This is a genomic window from Neoaquamicrobium microcysteis, from assembly GCF_008180155.1.
GTDB classification, from domain to species: Bacteria; Pseudomonadota; Alphaproteobacteria; order Rhizobiales; family Rhizobiaceae; genus Aerobium; species Aerobium microcysteis.
Genome location: NZ_VSZS01000067.1, coordinates 22,796 through 39,570 on the forward strand (window position 1 = coordinate 22,796; position 16,775 = coordinate 39,570).

Below are 16,775 nucleotides of genomic sequence, written 5' to 3' on the forward strand. Positions count from 1 at the left end.
AAGATGAACTGGTCGCTGTCGCTCGAGCCGCTTCTGTCCTGGGGTTGGACCGCTGCAATCCTGCTGCCGGTGGCAGCGCTCGTTGCAGCCGGGCTGTTCCTGCGCCAGCGCGGATCGTGGCTTCGTCTGGCGGCGCTCGCCGCACTCGCCGTCGCGCTGCTGAACCCGGTGCTGCTGGACGAACAGCGCGAGCCGCTGCAAAGCGTCGTAGCCCTGGTGGTCGACCGCAGCCAGAGCCAGGATATCGGCGACCGCGCGGAAACCACCGACCGCGCTGTGGAGGAACTGCAGGCGCGGCTGGCCCGCTTCCCGCAATTCGACGTGCGGGTGGTGGAGGCCGGACGTGCGGATTCGGCCGACGACCGCACGCAGACGCGGTTGTTCGGTGCGCTCGACAGCGCCTTCCGCGACGTGCCACCCTCGCGGGTCGCGGGCTCGATCATGGTCACCGATGGACAGGTGCACGATGCACCCGCGCAGGCGGAAGCCGGCGGCGCGCCTTTGCACGTGCTGGTGACCGGCGACGAAGACGAGTTCGACCGCCGCATCCGCTTCGAGCGCGCGCCGCGCTTCGGCATCGTCGGTCGCCCGGTCGATCTGACTTATCGAGTCATCACCACGGGCGACGAGCGCGGCCCGGTTTCCGTGCGCGTGCTAGTCAATGGCGAGCAGGTATCGGTCGAGCAGGCCATCATCGGGCAGGAAACGCCGCTGGAACTGGTGATCCCCAATGCCGGCAAGAACATCGTCGAGCTTGCGATCGACACCGCGCCGGGCGAGCTGACCGACACCAACAACCGCGCCATCGCGATGATCGACGGCATCCGCGAGAACCTGCGCGTGCTGCTGGTCTCCGGCGAGCCGCATGCCGGTGAGCGCACATGGCGCAACCTCCTGAAGTCGGATGCCTCGGTCGATCTCATCCACTTCACGATCCTGCGCCCGCCGGAAAAGCAGGACGGAACGCCCATCAACGAGCTGTCGCTGATCGCCTTCCCCACCCGCGAGCTTTTCGTGGAGCGGATCAACGATTTCGACCTCATCATCTTCGACCGCTACCAGCATCGCGACGTGCTGCCGATCCTCTATTACGACTACATCGCCGAATATGTGGAGAATGGCGGCGCACTGCTGATCGCGGCAGGCCCTGAATATGCCGGCAACCAGTCGATCTCGCGCACGCCGCTGATGGCGGCCCTGCCTGCCATGCCGACGGGCAATGTCGTCGAACAGGGGTTCTACCCGCGCCTGACCGAAACCGGCGAGCGCCATCCCGTGACGCGCGGCCTCGAAGGTTCGGCCGCCGAGCCGCCTCAATGGAGCCGCTGGTTCCGCCTTATCGACATCCAGCAGCCGGACGGTGAGGTCGTCATGCAAGGGGCGGAAGACCGCCCGCTGCTGGTGCTCAACCGTCGTGGCGAAGGCCGCGTCGGCATGCTCCTGTCGGACCAGGGCTGGCTGTGGGCGCGTGGCTTCGAAGGTGGCGGGCCGCACGTCTCGCTCTATCGCCGCATGGCGCACTGGCTGATGAAGGAGCCCGAGCTTGAGGAGGAACGGCTGACGGCCGCCGGTCGCGGCATGACGCTGGACATAGCCCGTCAGACGATGAGCGAAGACCCCGGCCGCGCAACCGTGATCTCGCCCTCCGGCCAGTCGATGGAGGTAGCGCTGGAGCCGTCTTCGCCCGGCCTGTTTGCGGGTTCGGTCGAGACCGACGAAATAGGCCTTTACCAGATCGGCAATGGCGACCTGACGACGCTGGCCCATGTCGGCCCCGTCAACGCGCCGGAATTTCAGGATACGGTATCGACGACAGAGGTTCTGCAACCGGCGGCTGACGCTTCCGGCGGCAGCGTGAGACGGCTGGGTACGACGCTGACCGGCGGCATAGCCGTGCCGAACGTCGTGCCAGTTCGCGCTGGCGGCGAAGCCTCCGGCCGCGACTGGATCGGCCTGCGCACCACCAATGACAGCGTGCTGCGCTCTGTCAGCCGGGTGCCGCTCTTTGCCGGCTTCTTTGGACTGGCCCTGCTGCTGATGGCGCTCGGCTCGATGTGGTATCGCGAGGGGCGGTAGGCGACTTACTCCGCCGCAGCGCGCAAATCTTCCGCCGCTCCCGCAGCCAACCCCGCATGCTCTACCGCGCCCGCGAAGCCATCGAGCGCGCCCGCTTCAAGTTCGGCGGCCAGCAGCCGCCTGGGATCGACCGGGCGGGGCATGGTGAGCTGGCCGGCGGGCACCACTTTCGAAAAGCCGAGCGGCGCATAATACGGCGCATCGCCGACCAGGATCACGAGTGTCCAGCCATCCTTGCGGGCGGCTTCCAGCGCGATGGCGACCAGCTTCTTGCCGATGCCGAGGTTCTTGTAGGCCGGCCTCACCGCCAGCGGGCCGAGCAGCAGCGCCCTGCCCTTGCCCGCCGCGATCGGCGTCATCCGGACCGATGCGACCACCTGACCTTCGACAAGCGCCACGAAGGAAAGGTCGCGCCGGTGCGGCCCGCCCTCCCGGATCTTGTAGGCCGCGCGCGCAAAACGCCCCGGCCCGAACGCTTCGGCGTTGATGTCTTCGATTTCGGTATCGTGCGCGGCAAGTTCCTGCGCGTAGGCGACGTCGAGGCTCATGGTCGGTATCCGGTTTTCAAGCAGGGGAACGAACGGCGCGGCCATTGCCGCAGGCGCCTTGCGGCGCTTCAGCCCATTCGTCGTCGCTCGAAACGGATAGTCGTCACGGAAGTTTCCTCCGCCCGCATATCGCGGACCAAAATCCCGCTATCATCAAATTCCGCGCGCCGCAATCGAAGATTGGCGCATGCGGTGACGAACTGTTCAGCGCCGCGCACGTTTCCCCCTCATGGCCATGCACCTAAATAGATGGAAACAGCGACGGAGTTGAACGATGGGCCTTCTGGTCGACGGCATCTGGAAGAACGAGTGGTACGACACCGGCAAGGACGGCAAGTTCAAGCGTTCGGAATCGCAATTCCGCGACTGGATCACCAAGGACGGCAAGCCGGCCGAAGGCCGCGAGCGCGGCTTCAAGGCCGAGCCCGGTCGCTACCATCTCTTCGTTTCCTATGCCTGCCCGTGGGCGCACCGCACGCTCATCTTCCGCAAGCTCAAGAAGCTGGAGGATGTGATCTCCGTCGATGTCGTCCACCACTTCATGGGCAAGAACGGCTGGACCTTCGTCAAGGAAGACGGGGCCACCGGCGACACTCTGTACGGCAGCGAATTCCTGCACCAAATCTATACGAAGGCCGACCCCTCCTATTCCGGCCGCGTGACCGTGCCCGTCCTGTGGGACAAGAAAGAGCAGACCATCGTATCCAACGAGTCGGCGGAGATCATCCGCATGCTGAACTCGGCCTTCGACGAGTGGGGCGACGCATCGCTTGATCTCTCGCCGCTGTCGCTGCGGGGGCAAATCGACGCGGTCAACGAACGCGTCTATCCGGCGATCAACAACGGCGTCTACCGCGCCGGCTTCGCCACCACGCAGGAAGCCTATGAGGAGGCGTTCGACGATCTCTTCGACGGGCTGGACGAGATGGAGGAGCGGCTGGGCCGCCAGCGCTACCTCGTTGGCGACCGGATGACCGAGGCCGACTGGCGCCTGTTCACGACGCTGGTGCGCTTCGACGCGGTCTATTTCGGCCACTTCAAGTGCAATTTGCGCCAGATCGACGACTATCCGAACCTGTCGAACTACCTGCGCGATCTCTATCAGATACCGGGCGTGGCCGAGACGGTCGACATCCTGCACATCAAGGCGCACTACTACGCCAGCCACGAGACGGTGAATCCGACACGCATCGTGCCCAAGGGCCCGGAGCTCGACTTCCTCGCCCCGCACGACCGCAACCGGTTTAGGAAGGCGGCCTAGGCCTCACCACTCCGCGGCGGGCTCGTCGCCGCCGAAAATCTCGGCTATCCGCCGCCGGGTGGCGGGGCTGGTATGCTCCGGCAGCGCGTCGAGCGGGAAGAAGCCGGCCTCCGCGATCTCCATGTCCGGCTGCTTCGGAGCGGACTGGCGATAGTCGGTGATGAGATAGACGGCGACGTGGTCGCGGCGGCTCGAACGCCGGTTGAAGTGGATCGAGCGCAGAGGCGGCGCAGAGGGGAGCTCGATATTGCCTTCCTCCGCCAGTTCGCGCTGTAACGCCTCGAGCGCCGTTTCGCCCGTTTCCACGCCTCCGCCGGGAAACTGCCAGCCCGGAACGTAAGTGTGGCGAATGAGGAAGACCGTATTCGCGGCCTCGTCGTACACGACGCCCCGCACGCCCAGCGTCATCGGCCTGCGCAGTAGGAACCACGTGTGGAACAGCCGCCCGCGCACGCGCGCCCACAGGCGTTCCCGCATGAAAGTCGGTTCGTCGTCGCTCATGGGTAAATGGCCCTTCCAGCGTGCTTCAGCCGCGACATCACGCCGTAACCGGCATGAAATGTGGCCTTCGGCGGTTCCCACCCTTTGCCAACATGCTCTAAAGGTGAGGGATGTTCAGGCTCGCCCATCTCTCCGACATCCATCTTGGCCCGCTGCCCGACCTCGCTTACCGCGATCTCGTTTCGAAGCGGATAACGGGATACATCAACTGGCGGCGAAACCGGCGCACCAACCTGCATGAGGGCATCATCGACGCCATCGTCGATGACATCCATGCGTCGAAGGTCGATCATATCGCAGTTTCGGGCGACCTGATGAACCTCGCGCTCGACGGCGAGGTGGCACTGTCCACGCTGTGGCTGGAAACGCTGGGCAAGCCGAACGATGTATCGGTTGTACCGGGCAACCACGACGCCTATGTGCCGCGCGCGCTCGACAAGGCATGCGCCGCGTGGGCGCGCTGGATGCATGGCGACGGCATGAAGGAGCCTGCCAGACGCGGATCTTTCCCCTATATGCGGGTACGCGGGCCGATGGCGCTGATCGGCGTGTCGTCGGCACGCGCTACCGCGCCCTTCATGGCCAGCGGCTTCTTCGGCGAAAGCCAGGCCGAAAGGCTGGGCCACATGCTGGACGAGGCGCGCAGCAACGGGCTGTGCCGCGTCATCATCATCCACCATCCGCCGGTGCGTGGCGCCGATCCGGCACACAAGCGCCTGCTGGGCATTGGCCGGTTTCAAGACGTGATGCGCGCCCACGGCGCCGAACTCATTCTGCACGGCCACACACACAAGCCGACGACGCACTGGATCGGCGGGCGCGACAGCGACATACCGGTCGTCGGCGTAGCGGCGGCCGGACAAGGCCCCGGCGGCAGACGCCCTCCCGGCCAGTACAACCTGATCGAGATCGGCGGCGAGCAGAATGCGTGGCGCATCGCGCTGACGCGGCGCGGCCTCTCGGACACGAACGGCGAAGTTCACACGATAGGCGAGGAAAAGCTGGCGGGCTGAGTGCCGGCGCACCGGTTCAGAATCTCAGCCCCGCCGTGATCCTGTCCCATGACAGGAGAAGGATGATGACTGCGCCGACGAGGCCGCCCAGAAGCACGACGCCCACACCGCGCATGAAGGATTTGCCCTTGCCGGTCGTTTCGTCGGCCCTTTCCGGCATGTTGGCCGTGCGCGGGTCGACGGTCTCTACATCGCCTTCCAGAATGCGGCGGCGTTCCAGCACGCGCTCGGCAATGTAGCGCGTGACCTGACTGGCGACTGGCTTCATGTCGGCCGATTCGGCCAGAACCACGCGTCCCATCCGCGTGTCGCGCAGGAAGCGGTAGGTACGACGGTCGCGCCCCATGGTCACATGGGCGACGGAATCGATCCATAGTCGCGGCTGTGCGCCCGCAGAGATGGCGAAGTCGAAGCGGTCGTCATCTTCGGGAACTTCGTCAAACACCGGCTGGAGATCCTCGGCCAGCAGTTCCAGCCGCGTTCGCTGCGCTTCGCGGATGTCCACGACCACGTCGTCGCGGTCGGCGACCGCGTTCTTCACCTCGCGGATCGCCTCGGCAAGGCGTCCAACCGCCTTTGGCGGCTCATTGCGGTTTTCGACTGGCTCACTCATGCCCGCCTCCAATGCTTGGTTAAGCCTTGGTTAACACAGACGGCGGGCGAAATCACGGCGCGCCGGCGCTTGCACACCGGTTATCGCGTCAGCCGCCGAGGCCGGCGGTACGGGCGATGAGAGCCGCCATCTCGTCGGGCGCTTCGTCGGGCAGCATGTGGCCGAGGTCAGCGAACAGGTGGACGCCGAAGCGCCACGGCAGAGCGCGTGCCTGTCTGGAGGGCAGAACGTTGTCGAGCTCGCCCCAGGCGACGGTGACGGGCATGGCCAATGCCTCCAGCCGCTCGCGCGGGAGTTGCCCCTGCTTGCCGTCGCGCGCGAGCCCCTGCGCCATGGACATCAGCTTTTCCGAACGCCCCTCGCCTGCGCGCGCGGTCAATGCGTGTGCGACAGTCTCTTCCGGTACCGGCGACATCCAGCCGAACATCGCTTCCAGACAGGGACGAAGCGACGCCTCATCGCGCGCCGCGGCGTATCGCGTGAGCAGCCGATGGTTGATCTCCGGCCCGAACCCGCCCGGCGACAGCAGCGTCAGGGACGCCACACGGGCCGGGTCGAGGATCGCCATCAGAGCGGCTACCGCGCCGCCCATCGAATGGCCGGCGACATGCGCCTTCTCGATCCCGCGCGAGGCCAGTTCGCCCAGAATGGCCTGAGCGGCCACCTTGGCGGAACCGGCATCGGGATAGCCTAAAGAACCGGCGTGGCCGGGTAGGTCATAGGCAAGCGTCCTCGCTTGCGTCGCAAGCGTATTCTGGATCGGTGCCCAGACGGCATGGCTGCCGCCGAAGCCGTGCAGCAGCACGACGATCGGCCCATCATCGCCGACCTCCCGCACGAAAAGCGACATCGCTCACCTCCAGAATCGCATTCAACGAAGGCGGACGTTTTCACGAACGCGGCGTGGGGTAAAGCTGCGGGGTGGGACCCGGCACGGTCAGAAGATTTGGATCAAGCGCTGCCGGGCAGCACTCAGCTCGCGCCCATGAGCCCGGCGCTGCGCAGAGCGGCAACGAACCTCGCGGACAAATCTTCGGGGTAGTTGCCGTTGCGAAAGAATGTTTCGGGGTCGGCGGCCAGCAAAGACCGGCCGTTCTGCAGGTCGGCGAGCAGTCGCGTGGCTTCCTCCGTCTGCCCCAATTCATGCGCCGTCACCAGTCGGGCTGCGATGTAATGAGCGCGACTGCTGGAACCCAGAGCACTGACCGCGTTGGACGCCGCATCCAGGTCTCCTCGCATGAAATGGCCGAGGAAGAGCCCGTAGTCCCACCAGGTCGGATGCGAGCTGGCCGCGGCCACCGCGCGTTGCAGAATGGGCGTGCCCTGGTCGTAGTCGCCGGCGAAGATGCGCGCATAGCCATAGGCTGCCGCCATGCCGAGATCGAAAAGGTTCAGTTCGTACGCCTTACGCGTCCAGCGCAGGGATTCTGCCGGGCTTGCGGTGCGCGACAGCACATAACCCATGGAGCGGTGCGCGTAAGGGCTGTTGGGAGCCATCTGCACCGCCACCCGCGCATATTCGAGTGCTTCGCGCGCCGACGGCTGCGCCGGATAGCGGTAGCGGTTGACGATGGCCTGAATGTGCAGCGAGGCGAGCTCCGCATAGACGAGCGGCGACTTCATCTCGGTTTCAGCCAGTTCCTCAAGGCATTCATAGGCCGCCCGATGCGCCGCCGCGTTCTGGTTGCGATAGAACATCTCATTGAGCGCGAGGCAGCGGATCAGCACCGTCTCGGCGCCGCTTTCCGCCAGATCGGCATAGATGACGCCGGAAACCGGCGCGACCGAGGTCAGGAGATCGGCGATGTCGTCGTCCAGTTCCGCCTGGTCACTGCCCTCGGTGGCGAGGTTGCGCGCAAGCAGAACCTTGCCCGAAGCCATGTTCTGCAATTCCAGATGCACCTCTCCACCCGCCTGCTCGACCACGAAGAGGAAGTCGGTGCGGCGGCGTGGCCCGTCCATCTGACCACCACTGGCGCGCGCGATGAAATTGACGGTGTCGAACGCTACGAGGCCACGGCGCAGCGCTGCAGCAACCCGCTCGACCTCGGCGTTTCCTTCCTCGATCCTGATGAACACCGACGGCAGCATCACCTGCGAAACTGAGCCTGTCGCCTCCAGCGCAGCGAAAGGCGTCGTCGAGCCAGCCTGAATGCTCTCCCCAAGAGCCGGCGAGGAAGGCGAAAGCGAGCGATAGAACATCGCGCTGCTCAACAGGACAGCCAGCACGAGCCCAGCAGCGATCATGCCCAATGGCCGCGCCGGCCTCATGCTGGCCGCCGGTTTGCCCGCGGTTTCGCCGATGTGCGCGGCAGCAGCCGGATCGTCCACCATTGACCCATGGGCCGCGGGATCCGTATCCATCGTGTGGTATTCGGGCACGTAGCTGCCGCGCGGAATGGCGATGCGCAGCGCATCGCCGGCCCCCTCCCCGGCATAATAATGCTCCAGAAGGTCTCGCAGCCGGCCCGCCTGCACCCGCACCACGGTATCGGTGGCGGGATCGAAGCGCTCATCCTTGCCGAACACGTCGATGCCGATGGAAAAGCCCTTAAGCCGGTCGGCGTGACCCGACAAGTCCTGGCAGACGATGTAGCGCAGGAGGTCGCGCGCGCGTTCAGAGCGCGCAAAGACTTCGCTTGCGACAATTCGGTCAAGCGCTTCACGAACCTGATCGGCGGGGGGCATGGAACGCCGCAAGTATCGACCCTTCCCGGGAGCAAAGGTAAGGAGCCCATATAATACCTGCGATGGGGCGCCGCACAAACCGCCGAACGGTTGATAACGGCATCCGTCGGCACAACCCGTTGTCGCGCCGACGGAAAATATTTTGAGAACCGCGCCGGCGACCTCAGCGTGAGATGCGGTTGGCCGCCGAGACGACGGCTTCGAGCGATGCGGCGACGATGTTGGTGTTGATTCCCGCGCCGAAGATTCGCCCGCCCGGATGCTCCACCTCCATGTAGGAGATGGCCGCTGCGTTGGAGCCGCGCTGCATGGAATGCTCGGAATAGTCGAGCACGGAGAGCGCGATGCCCAAATGCCGCGACAGAGCATCGACGAAACCGTCGATCGGGCCGGTGCCCGTTCCCGAGATCGTCACTTCCTTGCCGCCGTCGAGAATCACCGCCTCCACCACGCGTTGGCCCTTTTTCGCTGTGTCCGGGTAGGTGTTGTGATCGACGAATTTGAGCCGCGCGCCGGGCTGATCGACATAGACCTCAAGGAAGCGCTCGTAGATGCGCTTCGCAGGCACTTCCTTGCCTTCCGTGTCGGTGATCTGCTGGATGTCCTGGCTGAACTCCACCTGCAGGCTGCGCGGCAGGTTGAGCCCGTAGTCGGCCTGGAGCACATAGGCGATGCCGCCCTTGCCCGATTGCGAGTTGATTCGGATGATCGCCTCGTAGCTGCGGCCCACATCCTGTGGGTCGATCGGGAGATACGGCACTTCCCAGAGCGGCTTGTTGGCGGTCTTTATCGCCTTCATGCCCTTGTTGATCGCATCCTGATGCGAGCCGGAGAACGCGGTGTAGACCAGTTCGCCGACATACGGATGGCGCTCGGGCACCTTCATCTGGTTCGAATATTCGAATACGTCCTTCATGCGGTTGATGTCGGTGCAGTCGAGCTCCGGATCGACGCCCTGCGTGTACATGTTGAGCGCCAGCGTCACGAGATCGACGTTGCCGGTGCGCTCGCCATTGCCGAACAGGGTGCCTTCCACGCGGTCGGCGCCCGCCATCAGGCCCAGCTCGGTCGCAGCGATGCCGGTGCCACGGTCGTTGTGGGGGTGCAGCGACAGGATGATCGAATCGCGCCGGTCGAGATTGCGGTGCATCCACTCGATCTGGTCGGCATGGATGTTGGGGGTCGACATCTCCACCGTTGCCGGCAGGTTGAGAATCAACCTGTTCTCGGGCGTCGGCTGCACGATCTCGGTCACCGCATTGCAGATCTCGAGCGCCACCTCCAACTCGGTACCGGTGAAGCTTTCCGGCGAATACTCGAAGCGGAAGCCGCCGCCGGCCTTCGCCGCCATGTCGGTTATCATCTTGGCCGCGTCGGTCGCGATCTGCTTGATACCGGCCACGTCCTTGGCGAAGACGACGCGGCGCTGCAGCTCGCTGGTGGAGTTGTAGAAGTGGACGATCGGCGTCTTCGCGCCCTCCAGCGCCTCGAAAGTGCGCGTAATCAGTTCCGGCCGGCACTGGACGAGCACCTGCAGGTCGACATCGTCGGGCACGTTGCCTTCCTCGATGCACCAGCGGGCGAAGTCGAAATCGGTCTGCGAGGCGGAGGGAAAACCGATCTCGATCTCCCTGAAACCCATATCGAGCAGCAACTGGAACATGCGCGCCTTGCGGTCGTGCCCCATCGGATCGATGAGCGCTTGGTTGCCGTCGCGCAAATCGACGGAGCACCAGATGGGCGCCTTCTCGATGCGCTTGCCCGGCCAGGTGCGATCCTTGAGGTCGATCTGCGGATAGGGCTGATACTTTTCGGCCGCGTCGGCCATGCCCCTGGGCTTGGCGTTCGCTGCAATGCGGGACTGTTCGTTCATCGTCGTCTCTCCGGCGCCGGCCGGGCGTCAATGCCACGGCGCGAGGCGCGCTTCCATGATTTTCTGGCTCTGGTTCTGGCAAGGAGCAGGTGCGCCGGCGGCGGCACGTCGACCGCCGGGCGCTCCTTCAGCGAGCCCGGCGATCGCCGCTAAGGCCGAGAAGAAGAAGCGTGGAGAAAAGCGCGCGCACGGTCTCGCCCGCGAAGGCGGACGGACGGACGGAAAAGGAGGCGCTGCGCTTGGTCATGGGCGGGTGATAGCCGAAGAGTGGGCGGGTGGCAAGCCGGGAGGCCGGCGCATGACCGGATCGCTTGGAGCCGGTCATGCGAGACGCCGCCTCAGTGCGGACGGATGTTCTGGTTCACGTTGAAGAAGTTGGTGGGATCGTATTTACCCTTCAGCGAAACGAGGCGTTCGAAATTGTCGCCATAGGTCGCCTTGAGACGATCGCTGTCCTCGTCATCCATCATGAAGTTCACGTAGCCGCCTCCGTCCGAATAGGGATGGATGGCGTTCCAGTAGCCCTTGGTCCATCGCGTGATCTCGCCGGCCTTCTGCGGGTTGGCATCGATGCCGGCGATGACCATCGACCACGTCGCGTCGCGCGTGTTCCAGGCGGTATCGTTTCTGCCGGCACGCCTTACCGCGCCGTCGATGGGATAGAGATGCATGAGCGAGAGCGTGCTCGGCAGTTTCTTCGCATGCTCGATGTGCACGTCGATCGCCTCGTCGGTCAGTTCCCTGACGAAATCGCCGCGCCAGTACCATTGCAGGCCCTTTGGCATCAGCGGGTCGAACATCGATTGCAATGCCGGGAACGGCATCATGCCCATCCAGTTGAAGAGCGGCTGGGGCAATTTCCCGAGCAGCCCGCCCATCACCCTCCTGGCCTCGTCCTCGGGACCGTTATAGCAGGAGATGACCGCGCAGACCCGCTTGCCCTGATGTTCGGCTGGAAACGGATCGACCGGGGGAACGGTCTTCAGGCCGACGAACGAGCCGAGCTCTTCCGGCGCCGACGGAAGAAAGTCGCGATAGGCCCGCATGACCTGGACGGCGTCGTCGAGGTCCCAGAAGATCGGCCCGCCATAGACCATGCTGACGGGGTGCGCCTGGAAAAGGAAGCTTGTTACGATACCGAAATTGCCGCCGCCGCCACGCAAACCCCAGTAAAGGTCCGTATTTTCCTTGGAGTTGGCGATGACCATGCGGCCGTCCGCCAACACGACATCCGCCTCGAGCAGGTTGTCGATCGTCAGGCCCCACTTGCGGGTGAGGTAGCCGGTTCCGCCTCCCAGTGTCAGCCCGGCGATGCCCGTCGTCGAAACGATGCCCGCCGGCACGGCGAGCCCATAGACATGCGTCGCGTGATCGACGTCGCCCTGCGTACAGCCCGGGCCGACGCGAACGGTACGTTTGTCGGGATCGACGCGTACGCCCTTCATCATGCCCATGTCGATGACCAGCCCGTCCTCGACACTGCCCAGACCCGGCCCGTTGTGGCCACCACCGCGGATGGCCACGCGCAGGCCGTTCTCTCGGGCGAACTTCACCGCGGCGACGACATCGGCCACGTCGGCGCACCGGGCGATCAGGCGCGGGTGCTTGTCGATCATGCCGTTGTATAGGCTTCGCACTTCGTCGTAGTCTGGGTGCCTTCGACCGATCACGGGTCCACGCATCGTCGAGGCAAAGGTTTCTGCAAGCGCATCCTGCATAGTTTCCTCCTGTGGATTGCCTCCCGGCCACCAGTCGCGGCAGACACGCTTCGTCGCGCCCGCGGCGCCTGCCGCACCCCGTGTGGAGCATACGGCGTGGACGCGCGGGTCAGACAAGTCGGATGGTTGATGAAAGCCGGTCCGACGCACATGGCACATCCCTCCTCCGACGCCCGGCGCCGGTGAAAGAAGCTCTGCCGCCCCTACCTGAGATTTACTGCGTCGATCGTCGCGGACGACCAGAAATGCGGAGATATCCCGCAATCGCTCGACTGCCGAAGAATACTCCCGGCCAATTTCGAGCGCAATTGATTCCTGCGTCCGGCATCACCGCTACGTCGATCGATCGCAAGCGCACGATGGCGCTGCGATCGACCGGCCCGGACGCCGGCGGCGTCTACTTGTCCACCCCACCCCAGACAGCTTCGGCAGTGCGAACGACGAGGTCGAGTTTCCGCTTCTGGTCATCCTCGGTGACCTTGTTGCCTTCCTCGGTGGAGGCGAAGCCGCATTGCGGGGCGATACCGAGTTGGTCGATGTCGGCGAACTTCGATGCCTCGTCGAACTTGCGCTTCAGGTCGTCGAGGTCTTCAAGATCGCCCGTCTTGGTGGTGATGAAGCCCGGCATTACGCGCTGCTTGCCCTTGGCCAGAAGCCGCAGGGGCTCCAGTCCGCCAGCGCGCTCGGTGTCGTACTCCATGAAGAAGACATCCACGCCGGTCTTGTTGAAGATCGCATCGGCGGCGGGGTCGTACGCACCCTCGGCGGCGTGGGTGGAGGCGAAATTGCCCCGGCACATGTGCATGCCAATGACCATGTCGGACGGGCGATCCTTGATGGCCTCGTGCATCATCCAGGCATAGCGGTCGATCAGCCAGTCCGGATCGTCGCCTTCAGCCTGCTTGGCTGCGCGGTGCTTGGGATCGCAGAGATAGGCGAAGAAAATGTCGTCCATCTGGAGATAGCGGCAACCGGCGTCGTAGAACGCCTTCACCGCCTTGGCGTAGGTCGTCGCCAGATCGGCAAATAGCACCTCGACGTCGTCGCGATATTCCTTCGGATGGATGTCGGCCTTGGCGACGCGGAAATGGCAGCAGCTCGGCCCGGGGATCGAGATCTTGGGCATCACGTTCGTCGCCGAGGCGACGAAGCGGTAGTGCTCCAGCATCGGATGGTCCGACGGGAAGTCGAGCTTTTCCTTGATGGTCGGGTAGATGGGGCGCAGCTTGACGCCGTGGAACTGCACGCCCTCGTCGCGCTCCTCCAGGTCGAAGCCGGAGAGTTCGCCCATGAAATCGTAGTGCCAGAACGAGCGGCGGATTTCACCATCGGTGACGACCGGCAGGCCGGCATTCTCCTGTGCCTTCACCACAGCACGGATCGCCTCGTCCTCGACGGCGGCAAGTTCCTCAGCGTCGATCGCTTTGTCCTCGTAGAAACGCTTGCGCGCATCCTTCACCGATTGCGGCCGCAGCAGGCTACCCACATGGTCGGCGCGGTAAGGCGGCCGGGCTATGCCTGCCTTCGGTTCGGTTGCAGCGGTCATGGCGTTTCCTCTCGCTTAGGCGTCGTGTGGCCGCCCGCTAACACGCCAGGTGCGCCGGCGCCATCCTCTTGACAGTGCTTTGTGTACTGAATGTATTTGCGGTACGACGTGCGGCGGAGACCACGCCGTCCCCGACGAAAGGACGCGACCATGGCTCAGGAGGCCCGCCACGAAAAGGGCTCCTCACAGACGCTCAAGGCGGTGCTGGGGGTGCGCGACCTGGTGTTTTCCGGCTCGATACCGCCCGGCGAGCGACTGTCGGAGGTGAGTGTCAGCGAGAAGCTCGGCCTGTCTCGCACGCCCGTGCGCGCCGCCCTCGCCCGGCTTGAGCAGGAAGGTATTCTGGAAGCGATTCCCTCGGGCGGCTATTCGGTGCGCCTGTTCACGGAAGCCGATGTGATCGACGCGATCGAGCTGCGCGGGGTGTTGGAAGGCACGGCCGCGCGGCTGGCTGCCGAACGCGGTGTGACGTCGGCGCGCCTCACCGCCTTCAAGGCGCTGGTGGCGAGGCTGGACGAGGTGGTCGAGGTGCCGCCGGAGACGATGGACCTTGACGACTACATCGCCCTGAACGCCGAATTTCACGAAATGCTCGGCACGCTTTCTGGCAGCCGCATCGTCCAGCGCGAGATCGAGCGGGTGATGAACCTGCCGTTTGCCGGCCCCAGCGCTTTTCTTAAGGCGCAGACCGACGTGCCTGCGTTTCGCGCATCGCTGGGGGTCGGGCAGGCGCAGCATCGCGCGATTGCGCTGGCGATCGAGATGCGCGAAGGATCTCGCGCTGAATCGGTGACGCGCGAGCATGCGCGTCTCGCCCGGCTCAACCTCGACTTCGTCATGAAGGACCGCACACTGATCGAACGCGTGCCGGGGCTTATGCTCGTCACCGGATGAAGGCGGGCCGCCGGCCGCGCAGGCCGTTGCAGCCACCAACGAAGGTCGGGCTTTCCCCGACAAACGTTCTATCGTATAACAATCGTCACTTGCTTGGGAGGATACCGAAATGCACAAGATCAAGACCATGCTTCTCACCGCCGTTGCGCTTGGCGCGATGACGGCCATGTCCTACGCGCAGGAAGTGACCCTGCGCCTTCACCAGATGCTGCCGCCGCAGGCCACCATCCCCGCCAAGGCTTTGACCCCGTGGCGCGAGAAGGTGATGGCCGACTCTGGCGGACGCATCCAGATCGACCAGTTCGATGCCATGTCGCTGGGCGGCACGCCGCCGCAGCTCGTCGACCAGGTCACCGACGGCGTCGTCGATCTGATCTGGACGGTCATCGGCTATACGCCCGGCCGCTACCCGACGACGGAAACCTTCGAGCTGCCGTTCTTCATGACGACCGGCGAGGCCACCTCCAAGGCGTTCCACGAATATTGCGAAAAGCACTGCGCCGACGAGTTCTCGGGCATGAAGGTCATCGCCTGGCACGCCCACGGCCCCGGCCTCATCCACTCCAAGAACCCGGTCAACACGCTTGAAGACATGAGGGGCCTGAAAATCCGCGGCGGCTCGCGCGTCATCAACCAGATGCTCGAGGCCCTCGGCGCCACGCCGGTCGGGATGCCGGTGCCGGCTGTTTCGGAAGGCCTATCGAAGGGCGTCATCGATGCCACCACGATACCGTGGGAAGTGACGCCGTCGCTGCGTGTCTCGGAACTGGTCAAGAACCACACCGGCTTCTCGGGTGCGCACGGTCTCTACACGCAGACCTTCGTGTTCGCGATGAACCAGGCCTCTTACGACCGCCTGCCCGACGACCTCAAGGCGATCATCGATGCCAATTCCGGCATCGAGACGGCTGCGCAGTTCGGCCGCGTGATGGACGAGGGCGACAAGGGCGGCCTCAAGATCGCTGAAGACCTGAACAACAACATCATCACGCTCGACGAGGCCGAGACGCAGCGCTGGAAGGACACCGCCACGCCGCTGATCGACGCCTGGATCGCGGAGATGAGCGGCAAGGGCCTCGACGCTGCCGCCCTCGTGGCGGAAGCGCAGGAGCTCATCAACAAGCACACGCCGGGGCTCTGACAACGGCAAAATCGAGGAAAAGCGGCCGGCATTGCCGGCCGCTTTTTTTATGTTTCGACGATAAGCAGCTCGAAGGTCACGCAAACGGGATTGCTGCCGCGCTGAAGCCTGCCTTGATGGATAGCGCCGTCCAGCCCGACGAGGGCGACATCCAGTGTGCAGCGCGGTTCACCATCGACACTGGTAACCGTCCCATTCGTGAAGAAGACCTCGGTGGCGTAGGACGGCACGTGGCGGCCATCCGTGAAATCGACACCGACGAGACTGCCGACTCCGTGCACCGTTGCAGCAGCAAAGCCATGCTCCCTGCAGACGGTTTCAATGGCGGACGAAATGTCGCCGTTGGGCTTCACCGTGCAGGCCAGCGCGCGTTGTGCGCCGCCGCCGGTTTTGCCTGGCGCGGTGGCCTCGGCTGCGAACAGTTTGAAGTTGGTCTCGGCATCGTCGCGGGCGATATAGGCCGCGCCATCGAGCCCCCAGCTCTGCACCTCGACATGCTGCGCCAAGAAAGCCTCGTGCGGCAGGAGGTGCCCGGCCCGCTCGGTCCCGTCGGCCTGCCGCCATATGCCGTGGCAGTGGATGAACGGCTCGCCGTCGCGCTCGCCGGCAATCACGCCAGCCTGCACGATCGTCACCACACCGTCGGGCGCGCGCGTGTCGCTATACCACGCCACGTGGGCGGCGTCGGGGGCCGGCGCTGGGATCACGTAGCGCATCGGCGCAACGCGCACGTCTTCCAGATGCACATAGCCGGACGCGAAACCGGCCTCGGCCAGCGCGCCAGTGACTGCGGCGTTGACGCTTTGCCCGGCCTCGAGTTGCAAGGTCAGCGGATGCGCGCGGCAGGCTGCGACTTTCTCCCGTTCAGGTGAAACCGGCCCCGGGTGGCGCAGCGACCGCATG

The 16,775-nt window shown here is 64.8% G+C and carries 15 protein-coding genes; 5 read left to right on the plus strand and 10 right to left on the minus strand.

All coding sequences use genetic code 11. The features are described from left to right. The first annotated feature begins 3 nt into the window (after positions 1–3). Positions 4–2,076 carry a hypothetical protein gene (locus tag FY036_RS18910; RefSeq protein ID WP_148916331.1) on the plus strand — a complete coding sequence of 691 codons (2,073 nt, stop codon included), beginning with the start codon at positions 4–6 and terminating at the stop codon, positions 2,074–2,076. A gap of 5 nt (positions 2,077–2,081) precedes the next feature. Here FY036_RS18910 and FY036_RS18915 read toward each other — a convergent pair whose 3' ends face one another. Continuing rightward, positions 2,082–2,624, minus strand: coding sequence for a GNAT family N-acetyltransferase (locus tag FY036_RS18915; protein WP_148916332.1), 543 nt, complete (start codon positions 2,622–2,624; stop codon positions 2,082–2,084). 274 nt (positions 2,625–2,898) lie between these two features. On the opposite strand from FY036_RS18915, the gene FY036_RS18920 reads away from it, so the two are divergent. Beyond that, positions 2,899–3,885: a glutathione S-transferase family protein gene (locus FY036_RS18920; protein ID WP_148916333.1), complete on the plus strand. Its 987-nt coding sequence runs from the start codon at positions 2,899–2,901 to the stop codon at positions 3,883–3,885. 3 nt (positions 3,886–3,888) lie between these two features. On the opposite strand, the gene FY036_RS18925 is transcribed toward FY036_RS18920, so the two are convergent. Further along, the gene (locus FY036_RS18925; RefSeq protein ID WP_148916334.1) at positions 3,889–4,386 is read right to left on the minus strand and encodes an NUDIX domain-containing protein; all 498 of its coding nucleotides are present in this window, start codon (positions 4,384–4,386) and stop codon (positions 3,889–3,891) included. A gap of 110 nt (positions 4,387–4,496) precedes the next feature. Here FY036_RS18925 and FY036_RS18930 point away from each other — a divergent pair, with 110 nt between their 5' ends. Further along, the gene (locus FY036_RS18930; protein WP_148916335.1) at positions 4,497–5,399 is read left to right on the plus strand and encodes a metallophosphoesterase family protein; all 903 of its coding nucleotides are present in this window, start codon (positions 4,497–4,499) and stop codon (positions 5,397–5,399) included. Positions 5,400–5,415: 16 nt separating this feature from the next. On the opposite strand, the gene FY036_RS18935 is transcribed toward FY036_RS18930, so the two are convergent. The 7 genes from FY036_RS18935 to FY036_RS18965 all read right to left on the minus strand — a co-directional run bounded on the left by FY036_RS18935 (position 5,416) and on the right by FY036_RS18965 (position 13,837). Further along, positions 5,416–6,012 (minus strand): hypothetical protein, encoded by a 597-nt coding sequence (locus tag FY036_RS18935; RefSeq protein WP_148916336.1) that lies wholly within the window; start codon positions 6,010–6,012, stop codon positions 5,416–5,418. Between the two features lie 88 nt (positions 6,013–6,100). Beyond that, entirely contained in the window at positions 6,101–6,862 is a 762-nt protein-coding gene (locus FY036_RS18940; RefSeq protein WP_148916337.1) for an alpha/beta fold hydrolase, read from the minus strand. A 122-nt stretch (positions 6,863–6,984) separates the two neighbouring features. Next, positions 6,985–8,700, minus strand: a complete 1,716-nt coding sequence (locus FY036_RS18945; RefSeq protein ID WP_148916338.1) for a tetratricopeptide repeat protein — start codon at positions 8,698–8,700, stop codon at positions 6,985–6,987. A 163-nt stretch (positions 8,701–8,863) separates the two neighbouring features. Continuing rightward, positions 8,864–10,528, minus strand: a complete 1,665-nt coding sequence (leuA, locus tag FY036_RS18950; protein ID WP_201744822.1) for a 2-isopropylmalate synthase — start codon at positions 10,526–10,528, stop codon at positions 8,864–8,866. Between the two features lie 172 nt (positions 10,529–10,700). Beyond that, positions 10,701–10,898, minus strand: coding sequence for a hypothetical protein (locus FY036_RS18955; protein ID WP_148916340.1), 198 nt, complete (start codon positions 10,896–10,898; stop codon positions 10,701–10,703). A 13-nt stretch (positions 10,899–10,911) separates the two neighbouring features. Continuing rightward, positions 10,912–12,291, minus strand: a complete 1,380-nt coding sequence (locus FY036_RS18960; protein ID WP_235897717.1) for an FAD-binding oxidoreductase — start codon at positions 12,289–12,291, stop codon at positions 10,912–10,914. Between the two features lie 397 nt (positions 12,292–12,688). Continuing rightward, a complete protein-coding gene (locus tag FY036_RS18965; RefSeq protein WP_148916341.1) occupies positions 12,689–13,837 on the minus strand; it encodes a 5-methyltetrahydropteroyltriglutamate--homocysteine S-methyltransferase in 1,149 nt (382 codons plus the stop codon). A gap of 150 nt (positions 13,838–13,987) precedes the next feature. Here FY036_RS18965 and FY036_RS18970 point away from each other — a divergent pair, with 150 nt between their 5' ends. Together FY036_RS18970 and FY036_RS18975 are read left to right on the plus strand one after the other, a co-directional pair. Further along, positions 13,988–14,731: a GntR family transcriptional regulator gene (locus tag FY036_RS18970; RefSeq protein WP_148916342.1), complete on the plus strand. Its 744-nt coding sequence runs from the start codon at positions 13,988–13,990 to the stop codon at positions 14,729–14,731. A gap of 109 nt (positions 14,732–14,840) precedes the next feature. Then, positions 14,841–15,872, plus strand: coding sequence for a TRAP transporter substrate-binding protein (locus tag FY036_RS18975; protein ID WP_148916343.1), 1,032 nt, complete (start codon positions 14,841–14,843; stop codon positions 15,870–15,872). 47 nt (positions 15,873–15,919) lie between these two features. Here FY036_RS18975 and FY036_RS18980 read toward each other — a convergent pair whose 3' ends face one another. Next, the gene (locus FY036_RS18980; protein WP_148916344.1) at positions 15,920–16,774 is read right to left on the minus strand and encodes a PCC domain-containing protein; all 855 of its coding nucleotides are present in this window, start codon (positions 16,772–16,774) and stop codon (positions 15,920–15,922) included. Between the last annotated feature and the right edge of the window lies 1 nt (position 16,775).